We start from the raw sequence: 20424 nt of genomic DNA on the forward strand, positions 1-20424 counted from the left end.
GCCGGTCGCGACCGCGGCGCGTTCAACCGTGCTGGTTGCCTGGGCCGGGCTTCTTCCCGCGGCGGCGGCCGGGCAGGGGCGGGTGAGCGATCTGCCCCATGACGTCACGCGGCTTCAACTCCAGTCCCACGGGCAGGTTCCAACCTCGCCGGTAGGCAACCAGTCGCAGGAGGGTGCCCGCCAGGATGCCCAGCACGGTGCCGACCACGGTAGGCGCGCCCAGACCGGAGCACACCACCTGGACCGCGGCGACCAGAACGGCTACCGACGCGTACAGACCGTTGCCGCCGAACACTGCCGGGACGCGCTGCACCAGCAGGTCGCGGGTGGCCCCGCCACCGACGGCCGTGATGGTGCCCAGCAGGATGGCGGGCAGCCAGCCGAGCCCGGCCGCCAGTGTGCGTTGCGCCCCGGCGGCGGCCCACACGCACAGCGCGATCGCGTCCAGCACGTAGAAGACCCGGTTCCAGTCCTCTTCGGTGAACTTCAGCAGGAACGCCAGCCCGGCTCCGGCCAGCGCGATGGGGATGTACAGGGGGTTGGTCAGGGCGAGCGGCGGCCCATGCTGCAGCAGCACGTCGCGAATCAGCCCGCCGCCCAGCCCGGACACGGTTCCGATCATGATGTACCCGAACAGGTCCATCTCCCGCCTGCGCGCCACCGAACCGCCGAGCAGGGCGTTGATGAACACCCCGATGAGGTCGAGCACGGTCGTGATCGTTTCGATCCGCACAGGCAGAGCGTAGAGTGCGCTGCGGCCGCGGGCGGTGAGGCAGCAGGGGATGTTGCCGAAGCTCTTGTCATGGCGTGACCCGATCGAGCGGGTCCGTCGGAAACATCTCTGAACATCGCCATCATCTGAACGGGAGCGGCCGATGTCAGGCAGAACGACGAGCGTGAGCCGGGTGCTGACCGGGCTGGACGCGATCCGGCAGGACCTGGAGGCGTGCTACCGCGACCTGCACGCTCACCCCGAGCTTGGGCACCAGGAGCAGCGCACCTCCGCCAGGGTGGCCGACCGGCTGAGAGCCTGGGGGTATGAGGTGCATGAGCATGTCGGCGGCACCGGCGTGGTCGGCGTGCTGGCCAACGGTGCGGGACAGGCGGTGTTGTTCCGCGCCGACATGGACGCCCTGCCGATCGAGGAGCGGACCGGCCTGCCCTATGCGAGCACAGCCACCGACTGCGACGGCGGCCCGGTCGCGCACGCCTGTGGGCACGATATGCATGTGACCTGCCTGCTGGGCGCGGCACAGCTGCTCGCCCAGGCCAGGGACCTCTGGGGCGGCACCTTCATCGCGCTGTTCCAGCCTGCCGAGGAACCCGGTGACGGCGCCAAGGCCATGATCGCCGACAGGCTGACCGGCCGCGTCCCCCGACCGGACGTGTGCCTGGCCCAGCATGTGCTGCCCTATCCCGCCGGACGGGTGCTGACCAGGCCGGGCCCCGCTCTGTCCGCCGCCGACAACTACCGCGTCATCGTCCACGGGCGCTCGGCCCACGGGTCGGCGCCGGACAAGGGCGTCGATCCGGTGGTGATGGCCTCGATGCTCGTGGTCCGGCTGCAGACGGTCGTCTCCCGCGAGGTGGCCCCGCTCAGCACGGTGGTGCTCACCGTGGGCAGCATCCACGCCGGCCGCAACCCCAACAACATCCCTGATTCGGCCGAGATTCAACTCAACGTCCGCACCTATGGCGACGACACCCGCCGCCAGGTCAAGACCGCCATCACCCGCATCGCCAACGCGGAATCCGCCGCTTCGGACGCTCCTGAGCCGCCCGAGATCGACCACTTCGGCAGCTTCCCGCCCACCGTCAACGACCAGGAGACCACCGAGAAGGTCGCCGCCGCCTTCTCCGCCTTCTTCGCAGACCGGGCCGGGACGCTGGACCTGCAGACGGCCAGCGAGGATTTCAGTGAGATCCCGAAGGCGTTCGGTGCGCCGTTCACTTATTGGGGGATCGGCTGTGTGGACACCGTGGCCTACGAGGCCGCGGCGCGCCGGGGCACGCTGAGCAGCGACATCCCGGTCAACCACAACGCCGCCTTCGCGCCCGTCATCCAGCCCACCTTGGACACCGGCGTCCAGGCCGCGGTGGTCGCCGCCCTCGCCTACCTAGGTACCGAAGAGAAGTGACTGCTCGCCGCGCGATCGGCCCGAAAGCGCCCGGACGCCGTACCGCCTGCCCTGATAGCGCCGGTCGACCAACGATGAGATACCCGGGCTAATGGACGATGGCCAGCATCACGTCAGAAGCCGTAGGCCGGTCCTCAGGCCGTTTGGACAGACAGGAGCCGACGACCCCGCGAAGGTGTTGCGGCAGCGGCGATAAGTCCGGATGAAAGGTGAGCACCCGGTTGAAGATCGCAGGCATGCTGTCCTCTCCGAACACGGGCCGCCCCGTCGCGGCGAACATCATGGTCACAGCCCAGCTGAACACGTCGGCCGGGGGCCCTACCTGCTCCCCGGATAACTGCTCGGGCGACATGTAAGGCGGCGTGCCGACCATCTTGCCCGCCGTCACCGTCACCTGATCGAGCGCCCGAGCGATGCCGAAGTCGATGACCCTCGGCCCGTCGTGGCCGATGAGCACATTGCTGGGCTTGAAGTCGCGGTGCACGATCCCCGCCTTGTGGATGGCCGCCAGCGCCCCGACCGTGGACAACGCCAGCCGGGTCAGGCTGTCCTCGTCACGCGGCCCGTGCCGGCGCACCAACTGCTCAAGTGAGGGGCCTTCCACGTACTCGCTGACGATGTAGGCGAAGTGTCCCGTGATGCTCACGTCGAGCACGCGGGCTGTGGAAAACGTCGCCACTCGCCGTGCCGTGTCGACCTCCCTGGCGAACCTGTCCCGCGCGGTCTCATCGACCAGGTCATGCAGCACCTTCACGGCCACTCGGGTCCCGTTGGGCGCCATGGCGAGATAGACCACGCCTTGGCCGCCGCGGCCCAGCGGCTGGAGCACCCGATAGTGCCCGATCCATTCGGGCTCGCCCGGCCGATGGTGGGAGGAGGGGGCGGTGGTCTGGTGGTGCACATTCGGCCGAGGGCGCGGCGGGGGTGGTGGTGGTACGTGTGGACGAGGGGCGGTGATGCCGGGACGCGCCTTGGCCATCGCGGGCACGAGGATGCCCGAGTGGATCACCCCGGCGATCCAAGCGGCCACGAACATGAGGGAGACCATCGTGCTGAAGGGCTCGGGAATGTCGTTCACGTCGTCGTACGCCGAGATCGCGATGACGAAGATGCCCGTGGAGAAGGCGTAGGCGCACGCGGCGAGGAACTGCCACCCGCTCCGCAGCCAGAACGCCGCGAAACCGATCGTGAGCGGCGTCGCCAGGCCGCACGAGACGAAGGATAGGCCCGCCCACACGATGGAAGCGGCCCATGCCCCGCCACTGGGGCGGCTCGGATGGCGATACGACATGGCGAGAGACTATCGCTCAGGACTTGCACATATCGGGCGTCTCTCGTTCTTGTGGATAACTTCCCGCAGCCTGTGGATGACTGTGGAAAACCTGGGGACAACGCGCCAGCTCATTCACCTGCGCGCCTAAGTGCGCCATGATGTTGAAGTATGGGACGGATACCCGGCGTAGGGCTCGCGAAGGGGCTTAGCATCACTCTTCGCCACATGCTGCGCAAATCCGACACTCAGCAATACCCAGAGGTCAGACCCGCCCTCCCGCCGCGCAGTCGTGGCGTGATCGCCCTGGTCGAGGAGAACTGCACCTCTTGCATGCTCTGTGCCCGAGAGTGCCCCGACTGGTGCATCTACATCGACTCGCACAAGGAGACCCTCCCGGCGCCCGAAGGCGGCCGCCCGCGCCAGCGCAACGTTCTCGACCGGTTCGCCATCGACTTCGCCCTGTGCATGTATTGCGGCATCTGCATTGAGGTGTGCCCGTTCGACGCCCTCTTCTGGTCGCCTGAGTTCGAGTACGCCGAAGGTGACATCCGCAACCTTCTCCACGAGAAGGACAAGCTGGGCACCTGGGTTGCCACGGTCCCACCGCCCCCGTCCCACGACGCCGGCGCCGCGCCCCCCAAGGAACTGACCGCCGCCCCGCGCCGTCCCGCCCGCTCCGCCGACGCGCCCCCCGCCCGCACCTCAGGCAGAGCGACCACCCCGGGCGGAGCGACCACCCCGGGCGGAGCGACCACCCCGGGCGGAGCGACCACCCCTGGTAAGGACGCCGCCCCCGGCAAGGCGGCCCAGGGCGAAGCGATTCCCGCCGACGCTGGGGACATTTCCGGTACGCCCCCTCCACCCTCAGCAGCGGAGCCCGAGTTCAAAGCGGACAGTCCCCCCGAGAGCAGGGCGGCGGACTCCGACGATGAGTCACCCATGACCCAGCCCGGCGGCGCGGCGTCATCCACAGGCACGCCGTCCGGAGAGGAGTTGTCCACAGGCGAGCGGGAACCGCGACCGGACCCCGGTTCGGAGGGGCAGAATTCTGGCGCGAGACCGCCGAGGCGGCGGATGGCCGATCCACGATCCATCCGCCCGCCCGGGCGGCTCGGCCCTGATCAGCCAAGGGAGCCAAAGGAGGAGTCGTGACCGAGGCGATGCCCTCCTATCTGTCACCCACCGGGCAAGAGATCATCTTCCTGCTCCTGGGAGCGGTGGCGGTCGGATCCGCGCTGCTCGTCGTCACGACCCGGCAACTCGTCCACGCCGCCCTCTGGCTCGTGGTCACCTTCGGCGCCCTGGCCGGCTGCTACCTGGTCCTGACCGCTGAGTTCGTGGCCTGGGTGCAGGTCCTCATCTATGTGGGCGCCGTGATCGTCCTGCTGCTGTTCGGCATCATGCTCACCCGCGCGCCCATCGGCCGCTCCACCGACCTCGACAGCGGCAACAGGCCGGCCGCGGTCGTGGTGGCGCTGGCGACGGCCGCCATCCTGGTCACCGTGGTGATCGACGGCTTCCGCATGGCCTACACCCCGCTGACACCCGGCCAGGGCGGCGCGGCGGAGCTGGGAGGCAGCATCTTCAGCACCTGGGTGCTGCCGTTCGAGGCGCTCTCGGTGCTCCTGCTGGCCGCCCTGATCGGCGCCATCGTCCTCTCCCGCACCGACATAACCGGCGCCAACGGTACGAATCAGCGCGGCGACGGGCCCAACGGCCTGTCCCGTACGGACACACCCGGTGGAGGATCCCCACCCGACCAGACCGGGGGTCATTAGTGCACATCGTCTACCCGGCGGTCGTCTCCGCGCTCCTGTTCTCCATCGGCGTCTACGGCGTGCTCGCCAGGCGCAACACGATCCTGGTGCTGATGTCGGTCGAGCTGATGCTCAACGCCGTCAACCTCAACCTGGTCGCGTTCGACGTGTGGCTCGGCGACCGCCTGCACAGCGGCCAGGTGCTGACCCTGTTCGTCATCGTCATCGCGGCGGCCGAGGTGGGCGTCGGCCTGGCCATCGTGCTCGCCCTCTACCGCAACCGCAGGACAGTCGACCTCGACTACCTGCGCGACCTGGCAGAGCCCGCAGACGGGCCCACCCCGGGCAACCCCACGGTGACAGACCAGGCACAGACCCAGCGGCACACCACCGATGACCAGCCGGTGGAGCGCGACCACGGCGATGGCCGCCCAGCCGGACGAGGGGGCAAGTCGTGACGACCTTCCCGTTGCTGGCCGTACTCCTGCCCTTCCTGGCGGCCTTCGCCGGCCTCCTGCTGTCCCGCTGGCCCCGGGGGCGCGCCCGCCAGAGCAACGGACCGGCCGCCCACGTCGGCGGCACCCCCGCGGATGAGGATTCGGCTCGGGCCAACCGCCGGGCCGCCTGGATCGCGGTCGTGCCGACCGCCGCCGCGGCGGTGCTGGCTGTCTGGCTGGCCTGGGGACAAGGGTTCGCCTTCCTCGACGGCGGCGCCCGCTCGGTCCCCGTGGGCGACACCTACGGCGCGATCGACACCGGCGGCGTCCCGATCTCGCTCACGCTCCAGGCCGACGACCTCTCCGGCCTGCTCGGCGTGCTGGTGACGCTCGTGGCGCTGGCCGTGCAGATCTATTCGATCGGCTATCTGAAGGACGACCCTCGCTACCCCTCCTACAGCGCCTTCATCAGCCTGTTCACCAGCGCCATGCTCCTCGTGGTCTACGCGGGCGACCTCCTCGTCCTTTACGTGGGCTGGGAGATCATGGGCCTGTGCTCCTACCTCCTCATCGGCCACTGGTGGGAGGACCGCGGCAATTCGCGCGCCGCGGTCAAGGCGTTCCTGGTGACCCGTCTGGGTGACGTCGGCTTCCTGTTCGGCATCTTCGTGCTGGGCGGCGCCGCGGGCAGCTTCCGCATCGCCGACGTGCTGGCGAAGGTGCCCGAGATGTCCGCCGGCACGCTGGTCGCCGCGACGATGCTCCTGCTCGCGGGGGTCGCGGGCAAGAGCGCCCAGGTGCCGCTGCACACCTGGCTGCCTGACGCGATGGCGGGCCCGACCCCGATCAGCGCGCTCATCCACGCCGCGACCATGGTCGCCGCGGGCATCTTCCTCGTGGCCAGGCTCTTCCCCGCCTTCGCGGCGGCCCGGCCGACGCTCGACGTGCTCGCGGTCCTGGCCGCGCTCGGCATGCTGGGCGCCGCACTGGCCGCGCTGGCGCAGGACGACCTGAAACGCGTGCTGGCCTACTCAACGGTCAGCCAGCTCGCCTACATGGCCGGCGGTCTCGCCGCCGGGTCCGACACCGCGACGATCTTCCACCTGATCACGCACGGCGCGTTCAAGGCGCTGCTGTTCCTGTGCGCGGGTGTCGTGATCCACCACGTCGGCTCCAACCTGATGAGCCAGATGGGCGGGCTGCGCAGGGAGCTGCCGATCACGTTCGCGGCGACGACGGTCGGCTTCGCCGCCCTCATGGGCCTGCCTCCGTTCAGCGGCTTCTTCAGCAAGGACGCCGTGCTCGTGGCCATGGAAGGAGCGCTCGCCGGCGGCCTCACCGACGCCGCCGCCCTGCTCCTGTACGGTTGCGCGCTCGCGACCGTGGCCGTCACCGGCGCGTACGCCACCAGGGCCTGGCTGCGCACCTTCTTCGGCCGGACGCGGACCGTCGCGCTCCCCGAGCCCGAGCCCGGCACGGCGCACGTCATCGACACCCGCGAGGCGCCGCCGACGATGCTGGTGCCGGTCGTCCTGCTCGCGGTCCCGGCCGTGCTGCTCGGTTTCGCGGGTGGCCTCCACCTCGACGCACCCGTGGCGGTCATCAGCGTCGTCCTCGCGCTGCTCGGCGCGGCCGTGGTGTACGCCTCGTGGCGCAGCGACCCCGTGGCCGACCCGGCCCGGCTACTCGGGCCGCTGCGGCAGCCGTGTGAGCAGGCCTTCTACGTCGACCACCTCTACGCCGCCGTCATCGCCCGCCCGATCGTGGCGCTGGCCGGGCTCGTCGTCAGGACGGACGACACGGTGGTGGACGGCGCGGTGCGCGGCTCGGGCCGGTCGGCGCGCGGGCTGTCCGGGCTGCTGCGACTCGCGCAGAACGGCAACGTACAGCTCTATGTGAGCGGCCTGCTGGCCGGAGTCCTCTTGATCGTGGTGGGGGCGGTGATGTTCACATGACGAGCTGGCTTCCCGTCGCGCTCCTCGCCGTGCCGTTGCTGGGGGCCTTCCTGCTCCTGGTCGCGCCGTCGCTGCTGCGCCCGATCCTGCCGGCGTACGGGATGGTCGTCTCCGGCGTGACGCTGGCGTTGGCCGTGGCGCTGGTGGCCACGTTCGACCACGGCCAAGCGGGACGACCCCAGGCCACCGTCGACCTGCCCTGGGTCCCCGGGCTCGACCTGCGCTTCCATCTGGGCGTCGACGGGATCTCGCTGCCGCTGGTCGCGTTGACGGCGCTGCTGACGTTCCTCTGCTTCGCCTACCTGGGCTGGGGCGACGCCCGCCGTCCCGGCCAGCTGCTGCACCCCAGGCCGGGCGGGGCCAGGCCGAGGGCGCTGGTGTTCACGCTGCTGGTGCTCGAAGTGGGCATGATCGGCACGTTCCTCGCGCTCGACCTGCTGCTGTTCTTCGTGTTCTTCGAGATCGTGCTCGTGCCGATGTACTTCCTGATCGCCATCTGGGGCGGTGCGGAGCGCAGGGGCGCGGCGGTCAAGTTCATCCTCTACACGCTGCTCGGCTCGGTGGTGATGCTGCTCGGCCTGCTGCTCATCTGGGCGCAGACCGGCACCCTCGACATCGTCGCCCTCGGCCAGGCGCACGGCGCGGGCATGTCGAGGGCGGTGCAGGTGCTCGCGTTCGTGGCGGTGGGACTCGGGCTGGCGGTCAAGACCCCGATGTGGCCGCTGCACACCTGGCTGCCGGACGCGCACACGCAGGCTCCCACGGTCGGCTCCGTCCTGCTGGCCGGTGTGCTGCTGAAGATGGGCACGTACGGCTTCGCCAGGATCGCGATCCCGATCCTGCCGGAGGGGGCCGTGGCGGTGGCGCCGTGGCTGGGCGCCTTCGCCGTCGTCGGGATCATTTACGGCTCGCTGGCCTGCCTGGCGCAGCGCGACCTCAAACGGATGATCGCCTACTCGTCCGTCGGCCACATGGGCTTCGTGCTGCTGGGCTTCGCCACGCTGACGACGGTCGGGATCAACGGCGCCCTGTTCGCCAACGTCGCCCACGGCCTGATCACCGGCCTGCTGTTCTTCCTGGCCGGCGCGATCAAGGACCGCCATCACACCGCCGACATCCCGTCGCTCGGTGGCGGCCTGCTGGCCAGGCTCCCGCACCTCGGCGCGGTCCTGACGTTCGCCTCGATCGCCTCGCTCGGCCTGCCGGGGCTGGCCGGGTTCTGGGGGGAGATGCTGGCTTTGCTCGGCGCCTTCCAACCGGCCGACGTGCTGCCCCGCGCCCTGTTCCTCACCTTCATGGCCATCGGCGGTCTCGGCGCGGTCCTGACGGCGGCCTACTTCCTGGTCATGCTCTCCCGAGCCACCCACGGCGTGCCGTCCGTCCCGCTGCCGGTCTCCGCCGGCACCGGTCCGGACGATCACCCCGCCGACGCGATCGTGCGCCCGGCCGCCGACCTCGCCGCCTGGGAGACGCCTGATGAGCGGCCGGTCGCCCCCGTGGGTGCGGTGCCGGAGGCGCTCGACATCCAGCGGTACGAACTGGTCGCCTGGGTGCCGTTGATCGTGCTGATCCTGCTCTTCGGGCTCTGGCCCCAACTGCTGCTCTCGCTCACCACACCGGCCGTGCAGACTCTGCTGGGAGCACTGTCATGATCCAGCAGATCGACTACTTCGCGATCGCGGCCCCCTTGACCCTCGCCCTGGTCGCGGCACTCGTACTCCTGCTCGACGCTTTTCTGCCCGCCCGGCGCGGGGTCAAGTCGGCGCTGGGGTTCGTGACGCTCGGGGGCGTGCTGGTCGCCTTGGGGTTCGTCGTGGCGCAGGCCGCCCAGGCCGGCTCCGGGACGCTGTCCACCTTCTGCGTCCCCGCCCACCTCGCCGATGGCGGCTCGCCCGGCGAGTCGTGCTCGTTCGTGGTCGACCGGCTCACCCTGATCTTCGCCGGGTTGGCGCTGGTGGCGGCCGTCGTCGTGGTGCTGATGTCGATGACCGAGCTGGCGGAGGGCGACATTCCGGTGGGAGAGTGGCACTTCCTCCTGCTGTGCATGCTCACCGGCGCCGTGACGCTGCCCGCCTCGCGAGACCTGATCATGCTGGTGGTGGCGCTCGAGCTCGTCTCCCTGCCGGTCTTCGCGCTCACCGCGCTGAAACGCTACGACGGCCGCTCTTCGGAGGCCGCGGTCAAGCTGTTCCTGGTGTCGGTCGTGTCGACCGCCGTCATGCTCTTCGGGGTATCCCTGCTGTACGGCATCGCCGGGACCGTCTTCCTGCCACGGCTGGCGGCCGTCTTCAGCGGCGAGCTACCGGCACCGGGGTGGCCGGAGGCGTCCACGTCCATCCTCGAAGCCGATCACGGCCTGCCGGGCCTGGTCACGGTAGGGATCGTGCTCCTCGTCGCGGGATTCGCCTTCAAGATCGCGGCAGTCCCCTTCCACGCTTGGGCGGCGGACGTCTACCAGGGCGCCCCCATCCCGGTCGCGGCCCTGCTCTCGGTGATCTCGAAGGCGGCCGGGTTCGCGGGCCTGATCCTCGTCCTGGTCCTCGCGCTGCCCGGCCAGTCGGCCACCTGGATCCCGATCATCGCGATCATCTCGGCTCTCACCATGACGGTGGGAAACCTGCTGGCGATGCGTCAGCGATCCGCCGTACGCCTGCTCGCGTGGTCGTCCGTCGCCCAGTCGGGCTACATCCTCGCCCCGCTCGCGGTGGCGTTCCGGCCCGGCGCGAACGCGGCGTCCACGGCGGTCGGGGCCACCGTGGCCTACCTGGTGATCTACGCCGCCATGAACCTGGGCGCGTTCGCCGTCGTCATGCTCGTGTCGCGGACCGCGTCACGCAATGAGCTGGACGATTACCGGGGGCTGGTGTTCAGGAGCCCGGCGGCCGGGCTGGCGCTGGCGTTCTGCCTGATCTGCCTGGCCGGGCTCCCGCCTGGGCTGGCCGGGCTGTTCGCCAAGATCGTGGTCTTCCGGGAGATCGTCGACGGCGGCGCCGGCTGGCTGGCGGTGGTCATGGCGGTCAACACCGTGATCGGGCTCTACTACTACGTCGTCTGGACGGCGCGGCTCTTCACCCCCGAGCGGGCGGTGGCTCCGGCAGCGCGCCGTCCGTTCCCCGCGCTCTGGGTGGCCATCGGGATCGCGGTGGCGGTGGCGGTCCTGTTCTCGGTCGCGCCGCAACCGGTGCTCGACATGACGTTCTTATCGGCCACGTACTGATTCATCCGTCCCGCACCGACGTGAAGGCCGCGGGGCGATGCCGCCCTACGCGCCCAGATGCCAGGGAGACAGCTGTGACCAGGGAGTCTGCCCCCGGCCGGGCACCCCCGGGAACGTTGAGGCAGTGCATCGTCGTTGTACCAGGTGAAGCCGGACCATGAGAGGGGGGAACCTTGCACCACAACGGCCTGCGCACCGCGGTCCTGCTGGGGGGCCTGTCAGCGCTGATCATCGCGGCCGGCGCATGGCTGGGCGGCGGCATGGGCATGCAGCTCGCGTTCGTACTCGCCCTGGTGACCAACGGCGTCGCCTACTTCTTCTGCGACCGGATCGCGCTGTCGGCCATGCGTGCGAGGCAGGTCAGCGAGGTGGAGCAGCCCACCCTCTACCGGATCGTCCGCGAGCTCTCCACCGAGGCCCGGCAGCCGATGCCACGGCTCTACATCTCGCCCACCGTGCAGCCGAACGCGTTCGCCACCGGCCGCAGCCCGCGTAAGGCCGCCGTCTGTGTCACCTACGGCCTGACCCAGCTCCTCGACGAGTCCGAGCTGCGTGGCGTGATCGGGCACGAGCTGTCCCACGTGTACAACCGCGACATCCTGATCTCGTCCATCGCCGGCGCGCTGGCCACGATGATCACCTGGGTGAGCTACGTGGCGGTCTTCTTCGGCGGTTCCGACGACGACGAGGGCCCGGGATTCCTCGGGGCGGTGCTCATGATGCTGCTCGGCCCGGTGGCCGCAGGCATGATCCAGATGGCCGTCTCACGCAGCCGGGAGTTCCAGGCCGACGAGTCCGGGGCCCGGCTGACGGGCGACCCGCTCGCGCTCGCCTCCGCCCTGCGCAAGATCGAGATGGGCGCCCGCAGGCTGCCGCTCCCGGAGAACAGCCGTCTGACCTCGGCCTCCCACCTGATGATCGCCAACCCGTTCAGCGGCATCGGCCTGGGCCGCCTGTTCTCCACGCACCCGGCCACCGCCGAGCGCGTGGCCAGGCTGGAGCGCATGGCCGGCTACCGGCGCTGAGTCGTGCGAAAGAATCAGCTCATGGGGAGATCTCCGCGACTGAGCGCAGCCGAGCGGAAGGTGTGGGACGCCTTCCCCACGGGCCGGACGGTGGAGCTGGCCCCCTTCGCCCCGAGCGGCAACAGTCCCGCAGGCGCCAACGCCCCGTCGGACGGACACGCTTGGGGCCCTGAGCGCACCGTCCGAGCCCAGGTGATCACCTCACTGTTACTCGGCGCCCGTGACGTCGCCGCCGGCTCCGCTCCGGCCGTACGGCTCACCGGCGCCAGGATCACCGGGCCGCTCGAGATCGTCGGCGGCACCGTCGAGCACGATCTCTCGCTCAGCGGCTGCCACCTGGACGAGCCCATCCGGCTCACCGGCACCACCGCCCGGACCGTGCGGCTGACCGACTGCCGCTTACCCGGCCTGACCGGGGGCGGCATGCGGGTGGCAGGCCACCTCAGCCTGTCGGGCTCGTACGTCACGGGTGCGGTACGGGTGCCCCGCGCCCAGTTCGAGAGTGGCCTCTGGCTCGGCGGCACCAAGATCGTTGCTGGCGAGGACGACGATCACGCGTTTTACGCCGATGCCATGGTGGTCGACTCAGGCATGTACCTACGCAACGGCGACATCACCGGCGGCATCCGGATGTACGGTGCCCGGCTCAACGGCGAGTTCTCGCTGGAGAACGCCAAGCTCCGCAATCCCGGCAAACAAGCGCTCATTGCCGACGGCTTGGTCGTCGAGGACTCGATGCGCTGCACCGGCGACTTCCTGGCCCAAGGCTGCGTACGACTGCGCGGCGCACGGATCGGCCTGCTCGCGATCAGAGGCGCCATCCGCAGCCCCGACACGCCGTACGCGCTGCATGCCAGTCACATGGAGGTCCGCGAGCTCTACCTCAAACCGGCCGAGCCGATCGACGGCGTGGTCACGCTCGCGCACTCCACCGTGAACACCCTGGAGGACAACCCCGCCACCTGGCCGGACAAACTCCGCCTGAACGGCCTGACGTACGAACGCCTGCGTGGCAGCGGAGTGTCCCGCAGGATCGAATGGGTCGGCCGGGACCCGGAGGGCTTCAGACCGCAGCCGTACGAGCAACTGGCCGCTTGGTACCGCCGTGACGGCAATGACGCGCTGGCACGCCGTGCCCAACTCGCCAAACTCCGCGGCCGACGCCACACCGAAGGAACGGGTGCCCGGTTCTGGGGCCGCCTGCTGGAGTTCACGGTCGGCTACGGCTATCGCCCCTGGCTGGCGGCGGTCTGGTTCGCGGCGCTGCTCCTGGTCGGCACGGTGGCCTTCGGCCTGAACCCACCCCGTCCGCTGAAACCCGACGAGAGCCCGGTCTTCGACTCCTTCGCCTACAGCTTCGACCTGCTGCTGCCGCTGTCCACGTTCGGCCAGCGCGACCTGTTCGACCCGGCGGGCTGGACGCAGGGACTCGCGTACGGACTGATCATCTCAGGCTGGATCCTGGCCACCGCGCTCATCGCGGGCGCTACCCGAGTCCTTCGCCCGTCCTGACCCTGCGGAGGATCGCCGCCAGATCCTCCGGAAAGACGATCTCCTCGGTGGCTTCGATCTCCTCGGCGCTCCACCACCGATGCCCGAGCGTGGTCTCCTTCTCAAGCTGCTCCATGTGCTCGAACGAGACCTCCACCTGGCCCACCCGGACCGCGAAGTAGGCCTGATCCTGCGTGATGGCGTACTGGGCGAAACTGAACTCGATCGTGCCCGTCCCGTACGGTCCCGTGAACTCCTCCGCCGTCACCCGGATCCCCACCTCCTCGAACAGCTCGCGCGCGGCGGCCTGCTGCAGCGTCTCCGCACCCTCCATGGCGCCGCCGATGGTGAACCAGAACGGCTCGTCGGGGCGTACCGGATCGAAACCGTTGAGCAGGAGCACCCGGCCCTGATCGTCGACGGGCAGCGCACGCGCCGTGAAGCGGCGCAGAGGGATCATCGTCACGATCGACCAGCTTACGTATCCCCTCCGACAGCCGGGCTGGGCCGCGAAGGCATCGCGTGTGGACGTAGGACCATGAGCGAGCCTTCCAAGGTCGCCACCATGGCAAAGGGGAACCGGTCGACTTCAAGACAGAGTGCGACGTCATCAGGGTGGACTCCTTGACGTACCCCCTGCGCCAGCTCGGCGGCGGCGCGCGACTCGGCAGCGCGGCGGAGGAACTCGGCAGCATCCGTCCCAGCGTCGCTGACTCTCCGAGCGATGTATTGAGCACACGCCAGATCTTCATCGGCCTGTCCATCCTCGCCAGTGACCACGAACGTGACACTGTCACTCTCGCGCGTCCGCAAAAGCCGAGCCGTTGCCTCCGCCACCACGAAGCTGCGCACAGCACCAGCGGCGCCTCCTTGACCGCAAGAGCGCCGACCGTCCCTGCCGTGGTCTTCTGCACCACGGTCCGTCCGTCAAGGTCAACAGAGCGCAGCAGGCCCGGCGAGTTGACAAGGTCGAACCCGGGCGCGGGCGGACCGTCCTTGAGCGCCACCCAATCCGGGTGGAGGACCTTGAGCGCCAGGGCTTCGTCCAGCGACTCAGCAAGAACGATCTTTTTCGCCCCTTGGGCGAAGGCCCAGGCAGCCACGGTGAAAGCACGCATGACGTCGACTACGACCGCCACGGACGGGGCTTCGACCAGATCAGCGATACCGAGAAAACGAGCTTCCATCCTGGTAATAATCGCGCACGTCCTACCAAAAGCATCCAGTCAGTGATGCGCATCACGCGGAGCGCAGCGCCTCCGGTTGCCTGCGTCGCGAAAGCAGTCCGCAACGACACGCCTGCTCGATCGCCACACCAGGTGACCCGCGCACGGCCTCTGCGGACAAGCCGCCCCAAGATCGGAGCGCGATGACCGCGCAGGTCACGGTCTCGCGCGCCGCTCCATTACCTGTAGTTCACGAACTGCAGGGCGATGTCCAGATCTTTGCCCTTAAGGAGGGTGATGACGTCTTGTAGGTCGTCCTTCTTCTTGGAGCTCACCCGCAGCTCCTCGCCCTGAATCTGCGCCTTGATCCCCTTGGGGCCTTCGTCGCGGATGAGCTTGGAAAGCTTCTTGGCATGCTCCTGGTCGATGCCCTCCTTGAGGGAGACCAGCAGGCGGTACTCCCGGCCGGACAGCTTCGGCTCGTCGGCGTCGAGAACCTTCAGGGAGAGGCCGCGCTTGATCACCTTCTCCTTGAACACGTCGAGTACGGCGTTCGCGCGCTCCTCGCTGTTGGCCTTGATCTCGATGTTCTCCTGCCCGGACCAGCTGATGGCCGCCCCGGTGCCCTTGAAGTCGAAGCGGTGCCCGATCTCCTTGACCGTCTGGTTGAGCGCGTTATCGACCTCCTGGCGGTCGATCTTGCTGACGATGTCGAAAGACGAATCGGCCAAAGCGCACTTCCTCTCCGCTGCGTGAGCGTTCGTCGGTGTCTGTCGTTGATCGCGCCCGGCGAAAGCGGACCCAGCGGATGAGCCTAGCCAGCATCGGGCCGACTTGCAGGATCCGCCTCCCGGGGCCTCCCGCCCGCCCCGAAAAGCCACCCACCCAGGGGCTGGGTCCGAGACAGGCTCATGTACGGATACGCGCGCCGGCTGCTCTGCTGTGGTGGCGCCGGTGAGAGGTCGCTGGGGGCTTGCGGTGCGGGGATTTGCCGGGAGGTGGCCTTGGCCGGCCGATCCCTGTTCCGACATGCGGAGGCTTGTAGGGGCGGGGGTATCGGGGGAGCGGGTAGGCGGGATCCGGCGCGGGACAAACCGGTGTCACGTAGACCGCAGAAGTCCGCTATTCTTCTGTCTGTCGCCGCGAGAGCGGAAGACACGGCAGGTTGCCCGAGTGGCCAAAGGGAGCGGTCTGTAAAACCGTCGGCTCAGCCTACGCAAGTTCGAACCTTGCACCTGCCACACCAGCTAGAAGAGGCCCTTCACCAGCGGAAACGCGGTGAGGGGCCTTTCTTGTTGATCGCCCCCGAGTACCCGTGATTCCCCTTGGTTCCCCGTCGTTCGTGGCACGCTTGTGGCACGGGCGGCGGGGGCAGAAGACAGCGGGAACATGGCGGCGGGGTGCCGGTGGTCGGTGGGATGTGGTGTGCGGCGGCCGGCCCGGTACGGCGATGCCCCGCGCGGGCCGCCGCGCGTGACCGGCCTCCAGGCCGCAGCGCGCGCGGGATGGCCTGGCGCGGGGCGTACGGCGGCGCGGCGCGCCGCCGCTTGATCTACACAATGGCAATTCGGCAAGCTCCGCTCTGTCTCCACGAACTCCCGAGCTGTCCTCGTGCCAGGATGACCACATGGACTACGGGGTGCCTCCGCTGGACGAAGGACTCTCGCTCCTCGTCGGTCGCGAGGTTTCAGCAGTCTGTTTTGTACGGGACTACGTTGAGCTGCATTTCGATGGTGCGATCCTTCGAGCCCTCGCCAACCCGTTCGGTTTGTACGGATGCTGGAGCTGGCGTTTCCCGCACGGCAATGCACCTGTTGTCATGCGCCACTACATCGGTCGCGTGATTGACGACTACGAGCTGGTGCCGACTAGGTTTCTGGCAGTTGACTCCGGCGAGCACCGGTTCGCGATCCCGCTGGGCGAAGATTCCCGTGTCGGTCCTGAGGCCGCACATCTCGTCATCCCCGAGGATGCCGCAGACGGTGGGCAGCACGGCATGTGGATCTGGTGACCGCTACGCCCCGAGCAAGTGCTCTCCATCGTGCTGTCGCACCGCTGGTGCATGGTCGTTCTGCATGGCGTCGAGCACCCGGATGGCGAACGCCTCGGATGCCATCTCTCGAACCTCGTCGGCGGTGACCCAGCGGAAGGCGCGAGTCTCGTCCGTCTCCGTGAGTCGTCCTGCCACAACCTTGCAGCGGAAGACCAGGGCCACGATGCCGCGCGTCATGTTCTTGTAGACACCAGTCAGGACAACCGGCTCGACCTGGAGACCGGTCTCTTCCTTGACCTCCCGGAGCAAGCCGGTAGTGATGTCTTCGGCAAGTTCCAGCACGCCCCCAGGCGCTTCCCAGTGCCCGTTGTCTCGCCGCTGCGTTCCGCCCACGGGGCAGATGTTCGAGCAGATCGAGTTCACCGACATCACGGTGACTCCGTACCTGAACGAGAAGACCAGGCGGCTGGCCTAGTGACCCGATGTACGTGCGGACGCTGGCGTTCGATCGGCTTGTCCAGGCAGCGAGCTACGTGCATATGGGCGATCCTTCGCAGGCTGCCACCGTTGCCTTGGAAGCGGTCGGGCTGGCCGGCTCGCTCAAGTCAGAGCGCTATCTGCGGTACATCCGAGATCTTCAAGTAGACCTGGCGCAGTACGCGAGCGATGTCCAGGTGGCTGAGTTCAATGCCGTGGTAGCCGCCAAATACGGGCGGGAGAAAGATTAGAAAGCCATCTCCGCTGCCGTCGAATCCTACCCAAGAAGTGAGTGAGCAGTATGAATCAAGTTGTCGATCGCCGCGTCGACGTACTGCAATGGATCGATGGCGTGAGGGGTTAGTGATGATGAACGCCTTTGGAGCCTTTGCACCTCTAGTGAGCCGGCTTCAAGCACACATTCGACACCGAGCAGTTCGTAAGCAGTAGAAGCGTCGATGGCTTCTGTGCTGCACCAGCGCGCGAACACATCTAGTGGTGACATTCCGGCTATTGCGAGCCGAGCGGACCAGCGGGCAGCGTCAAACTCCTTAGGGCCCAACAGGGCCGAGGCGTCGAACATGATCAATGTGCCGTCGGGCCGGCGGGCCAGGTTCGCAAACGACAAATCCCCATGCAAGGGCGCAGGTCTGTCGCTTCTATAGTGGAACTCTGCTGCGGTGTGCCACGCTTGAGGCGCGGCTCGTCCGGTTGCACGCAGCGCCGACGCGCAAGCTTCCCAGCGAGGCAGAATAGTGTCCCCAAGAGGCCGCAGGACGTCGGTTATCGATGCAGCTGACTCGTGCATTGCATCTCCCCACCCAGCAAGTACGTCAGTCACTGACAGACATTCTTGAGAGGTCAAAGCGATGGGAGCATGCTCTATGTACTCCATGAGAATCCAACTGCAACTGTTCGTAGTTCCCGATTCTAGTCGTGGAACGGAGACTCCACGCCTGCCCCATTCCTTGAGAAGCGGTCCTTCTCCTCTGGGCTGGTCGCCGTACACCTTCAAGACCGCGCCGGAGTCGACCCGATGTAGAGCGGGCACGCCGCAATGTTCAAAGCGCAGCAAGAGGCGAGGTTTGTCGTCTCTCACGAGCAAGTCAACGAAGCCACCGAGTCCTAGGTGCGAGATGAGGTGGGGAAGGGACGCAGCAGCGCGTTTGATCTGGGCTTCTGCCTGCGGATCTTGTCGGCCGACGCGAGTGATTTGCTCGTGCAGGCACCTGGTAAGCCAGCTTGGTGAGGTCACACCGAATGCTATCCCGGAGAAGCTTGTGCGTAGGGAATCACTTCCATCTACGCTGGTTCTAACACAGCAGCCGGGAGGGCGGCGTGGAGCAGGAGGTTGAGCGCGTGGGCAGCCTGCGTAAGTGGACAAAGACTGTGTCCTTATGGCTCGCGGCAACGTTTTTGGCCGTAGGAGGGCCACTACTGCTCGCCTGGTTAGCCATCGCTCGTGAGCCATCACAATGGCATTGGAACGATTGGGTGAATCAGCTCACGCAGATTGCTACCGGGATCACTTTCTTTGCCTTGGCATGGTTCATCGGACGTAAGAGTGAGGAGCGTTCCAAGGCTATGGCGAACGCTGAGCTGATCACGTCAATGGGAGCTCTCTCGACGAGCAGCGCCCGCGCTTACGCAGGAAACGACGCACAGGCGCTGAGGATTGCAGCGGATGCTCGTGCGGCCCTCCAGCATTACCCCCGTGCCCGATACCAGGAGCAGCACCGATTGACGACAAAAGTCGTCGACTCATACAGTGATCTCATTTTCGGGACGTTCAGCCGTGCGGATGGGCTTCCTCGTTCGATATGGACAGGCTTGATCGGAGGAGCGGTCGACGTCATCGCCGACGCGCAACAGCTGGCCGACACGGCCGGCCGTCGACGTGGCGCTCAGAAGCGCCAACTGCTGGACATGGCAGAGCACATCCGATTCGCGATCAATATCGGAGAAGAAATCCGTAAACCCGATGAGGTGCCGACTCAAACCCGGGCGAACACATCGCGGGATCTCGAAGAGGTGTGGCGGAAGGAGCGTGCAGGAACGTCAGAGTCGCTGTCGCGAATTTCGCAGCTGGAGGTGCTCTATCGACGCGAGTTGACGGTCGTGCATAACTGGAATGTGCTCAAGGAGAACGCTGAAAAGATAAAGTGCTCCGCTGTATTGCACGATGTTGCCGCCACGGACGAGTGGTTCTCTCCATGGTTTGTGTGCCGTCCTGGCAACGGGCTCCTTGAGCCTGTGAATGTAGTGGGGGATTCACTTGGGAACGAGATAGCTCGGTTCGATAAAATAGCCGATGTGCCGGAGTTGCCCGTCCACCCCTGCCCGCTGAAGCATTCTGAGATTCCACTCGGGATGCGTGAGAGTACGATTGCGAACCACTGCAGGATACTCGAAACGACGGCCACGAGGACCATTTGCGTATTGACGTACAAGGTCAAATGTTGGGATCGGACTTCGCGACGGATAGTTCTCGACGGAAACCATCGATTGGCTGCCGCACGGCGGCTTGACGACTCGTCTGAGGTGCAGCGGCAGCCTATACGCGTCCTGGAATTTCTCATCGAGGAGCACGAGCGTCTCGATTCGACGATGCAAGCCCCCGAGATCTATAAGGACTGGGAGTGGCGTGGCTTCACACCGGATGTACATGTGATCCGAGCATTTGGGCAGCCCTTCACGCCACAGTCAGGCCCCCGGCGCACTCCCTCCGACGGGCCGATCTAAGCCGTTGGAAATCTTCTCCTGCAAATCCTATGTGCTGAACTAGGCGTGGGCCACGGCTTAAAAAGCTTGCCACTTCCTGGGTGCATCGTGATCGCGTAGAGAGATCATGCGATTACGAAACTCCTGCGCTATGGCAGCGTCTTCGTCGACGTTCTGCATGAGCCAGGTCGTCATCTTCAGCTCGTTGATGTCTCGGAGCACGGAATAGCCTTCCCAGGCCAGAACGTCGAATCCGTAGTGCTCGGCGAACTGAATGCCGATCATGACTCGTGACGACTTCTGGCTGATCCTCGCGGAAGGCACTCCGCCCACCGGCCCCGACGATGACTGCGACGAATTGACCTCAAGGCTCAGTCGATTCCCCCCCGCCGGAGATCGTCGCATTCGACCGTCACCTCACTGATCTTCGCCGCGCCGCACATCGGATCGACCTCTGGGGAGCCGCCTACCTGATCAACGCCGGTTTCTCCGACGACGGCTTCGAGTATTTCCGTTGCTGGCTGGTGGGCCAGAGGCGTGAGGTCTACGAAGCAGCGCTCGATGATCCAGATTCCCTTGCAGGATACGGGCCGGTTCGCAGTTGCATACTCGACGGTTCCGACGAATGCGAGTGCGAGGGCTTCATGTACACCCCCAACAGGGCTTACGAGGGCATCATGGGACACGCCTGATGGCGCAGGGGAGTATCCGTGAGGTGCCTAGCAGATTCCGGACAGTCGACTACATAAGCTGACAGAAGTCTGGAAGAGGTAG

Annotated in this window: 19 protein-coding genes, 1 tRNA gene and 1 pseudogene; 14 read left to right on the forward strand and 7 right to left on the reverse strand. The window is 67.2% G+C overall.

From position 1 onward, the window contains the following. Window positions 1-22: 22 nt before the first annotated feature. Window positions 23-733 carry a trimeric intracellular cation channel family protein gene (locus tag IEY87_RS30430; RefSeq protein WP_225277375.1) on the reverse strand — a complete coding sequence of 237 codons (711 nt, stop codon included), beginning with the start codon at window positions 731-733 and terminating at the stop codon, window positions 23-25. Window positions 734-875: 142 nt separating this feature from the next. On the opposite strand from IEY87_RS30430, the gene IEY87_RS30435 reads away from it, so the two are divergent. Further along, complete coding sequence (locus IEY87_RS30435; protein ID WP_189142246.1) at window positions 876-2138, forward strand: amidohydrolase; 1263 nt, start codon at window positions 876-878, stop codon at window positions 2136-2138. An 88-nt stretch (window positions 2139-2226) separates the two neighbouring features. On the opposite strand, the gene IEY87_RS30440 is transcribed toward IEY87_RS30435, so the two are convergent. Next, window positions 2227-3429, reverse strand: coding sequence for a serine/threonine-protein kinase (locus IEY87_RS30440; RefSeq protein WP_189142247.1), 1203 nt, complete (start codon window positions 3427-3429; stop codon window positions 2227-2229). 207 nt (window positions 3430-3636) lie between these two features. Here IEY87_RS30440 and IEY87_RS30445 point away from each other — a divergent pair, with 207 nt between their 5' ends. The 8 genes from IEY87_RS30445 (at window position 3637) to IEY87_RS30480 (ending at window position 13314) form a co-directional block, all read left to right on the forward strand. Then, window positions 3637-4563, forward strand: a complete 927-nt coding sequence (locus IEY87_RS30445; RefSeq protein ID WP_225277374.1) for a 4Fe-4S binding protein — start codon at window positions 3637-3639, stop codon at window positions 4561-4563. Next, complete coding sequence (locus tag IEY87_RS30450; RefSeq protein ID WP_225277373.1) at window positions 4560-5189, forward strand: NADH-quinone oxidoreductase subunit J family protein; 630 nt, start codon at window positions 4560-4562, stop codon at window positions 5187-5189. Before IEY87_RS30445 ends, IEY87_RS30450 begins: the two co-directional genes overlap by 4 nt. Continuing rightward, window positions 5189-5626 carry an NADH-quinone oxidoreductase subunit NuoK gene (gene nuoK / locus IEY87_RS30455; protein WP_308112957.1) on the forward strand — a complete coding sequence of 146 codons (438 nt, stop codon included), beginning with the start codon at window positions 5189-5191 and terminating at the stop codon, window positions 5624-5626. Before IEY87_RS30450 ends, nuoK begins: the two co-directional genes overlap by 1 nt. Beyond that, window positions 5623-7560, forward strand: a complete 1938-nt coding sequence (locus IEY87_RS30460) for an NADH-quinone oxidoreductase subunit 5 family protein (RefSeq protein ID WP_189142249.1) — start codon at window positions 5623-5625, stop codon at window positions 7558-7560. Before nuoK ends, IEY87_RS30460 begins: the two co-directional genes overlap by 4 nt. After that, the gene (locus tag IEY87_RS30465; protein ID WP_189142250.1) at window positions 7557-9212 is read left to right on the forward strand and encodes a complex I subunit 4 family protein; all 1656 of its coding nucleotides are present in this window, start codon (window positions 7557-7559) and stop codon (window positions 9210-9212) included. The genes IEY87_RS30460 and IEY87_RS30465 overlap by 4 nt, the downstream gene beginning before the upstream one ends. Beyond that, window positions 9209-10777, forward strand: coding sequence for an NADH-quinone oxidoreductase subunit N (locus IEY87_RS30470; RefSeq protein WP_189142251.1), 1569 nt, complete (start codon window positions 9209-9211; stop codon window positions 10775-10777). Before IEY87_RS30465 ends, IEY87_RS30470 begins: the two co-directional genes overlap by 4 nt. A 173-nt stretch (window positions 10778-10950) precedes the next feature. Further along, on the forward strand, window positions 10951-11802 hold the full coding sequence (htpX, locus tag IEY87_RS30475; protein WP_189142252.1) for a zinc metalloprotease HtpX: 852 nt from the start codon (window positions 10951-10953) through the stop codon (window positions 11800-11802). Window positions 11803-11823: 21 nt separating this feature from the next. Further along, window positions 11824-13314, forward strand: coding sequence for a hypothetical protein (locus tag IEY87_RS30480; RefSeq protein WP_189142253.1), 1491 nt, complete (start codon window positions 11824-11826; stop codon window positions 13312-13314). Here the strand turns inward: IEY87_RS30480 and IEY87_RS30485 are convergent. From IEY87_RS30485 to IEY87_RS30495, 3 genes and pseudogenes are all read right to left on the reverse strand, one after another. After that, a complete protein-coding gene (locus IEY87_RS30485; protein ID WP_225277440.1) occupies window positions 13289-13753 on the reverse strand; it encodes an NUDIX hydrolase in 465 nt (154 codons plus the stop codon). The genes IEY87_RS30480 and IEY87_RS30485 overlap by 26 nt on opposite strands. A gap of 394 nt (window positions 13754-14147) precedes the next feature. Beyond that, window positions 14148-14480, reverse strand: a pseudogene (locus IEY87_RS47245) (2-phosphosulfolactate phosphatase); the annotation flags it as partial. A 218-nt stretch (window positions 14481-14698) separates the two neighbouring features. Continuing rightward, window positions 14699-15190 (reverse strand): YajQ family cyclic di-GMP-binding protein, encoded by a 492-nt coding sequence (locus IEY87_RS30495; RefSeq protein ID WP_189142255.1) that lies wholly within the window; start codon window positions 15188-15190, stop codon window positions 14699-14701. A gap of 428 nt (window positions 15191-15618) precedes the next feature. Between IEY87_RS30495 and IEY87_RS30500 the strand changes: the two genes are divergently transcribed. Together IEY87_RS30500 and IEY87_RS30505 are read left to right on the forward strand one after the other, a co-directional pair. After that, window positions 15619-15700, forward strand: a tRNA-Tyr gene (locus IEY87_RS30500). A gap of 386 nt (window positions 15701-16086) precedes the next feature. Continuing rightward, the gene (locus IEY87_RS30505) at window positions 16087-16470 is read left to right on the forward strand and encodes a hypothetical protein (RefSeq protein WP_189142256.1); all 384 of its coding nucleotides are present in this window, start codon (window positions 16087-16089) and stop codon (window positions 16468-16470) included. Between the two features lie 3 nt (window positions 16471-16473). On the opposite strand, the gene IEY87_RS30510 is transcribed toward IEY87_RS30505, so the two are convergent. Continuing rightward, window positions 16474-16881: an NUDIX domain-containing protein gene (locus IEY87_RS30510; protein ID WP_189142287.1), complete on the reverse strand. Its 408-nt coding sequence runs from the start codon at window positions 16879-16881 to the stop codon at window positions 16474-16476. A 53-nt stretch (window positions 16882-16934) separates the two neighbouring features. Here IEY87_RS30510 and IEY87_RS30515 point away from each other — a divergent pair, with 53 nt between their 5' ends. After that, window positions 16935-17180 (forward strand): hypothetical protein, encoded by a 246-nt coding sequence (locus IEY87_RS30515; protein ID WP_189142257.1) that lies wholly within the window; start codon window positions 16935-16937, stop codon window positions 17178-17180. 1087 nt (window positions 17181-18267) lie between these two features. Beyond that, window positions 18268-19671 (forward strand): hypothetical protein, encoded by a 1404-nt coding sequence (locus IEY87_RS30520; protein ID WP_189142258.1) that lies wholly within the window; start codon window positions 18268-18270, stop codon window positions 19669-19671. Window positions 19672-19728: 57 nt separating this feature from the next. Here the strand turns inward: IEY87_RS30520 and IEY87_RS30525 are convergent, their stop codons facing one another. After that, window positions 19729-19935 (reverse strand): hypothetical protein, encoded by a 207-nt coding sequence (locus tag IEY87_RS30525; protein ID WP_189142259.1) that lies wholly within the window; start codon window positions 19933-19935, stop codon window positions 19729-19731. 110 nt (window positions 19936-20045) lie between these two features. On the opposite strand from IEY87_RS30525, the gene IEY87_RS47250 reads away from it, so the two are divergent. Then, on the forward strand, window positions 20046-20342 hold the full coding sequence (locus IEY87_RS47250) for a DUF4240 domain-containing protein (RefSeq protein WP_189142288.1): 297 nt from the start codon (window positions 20046-20048) through the stop codon (window positions 20340-20342). The last annotated feature ends 82 nt before the right edge of the window (window positions 20343-20424 follow it).

The sequence above is a fragment of the Nonomuraea glycinis genome (genome assembly GCF_014646515.1).
GTDB lineage: Bacteria > Actinomycetota > Actinomycetes > Streptosporangiales > Streptosporangiaceae > Nonomuraea > Nonomuraea glycinis.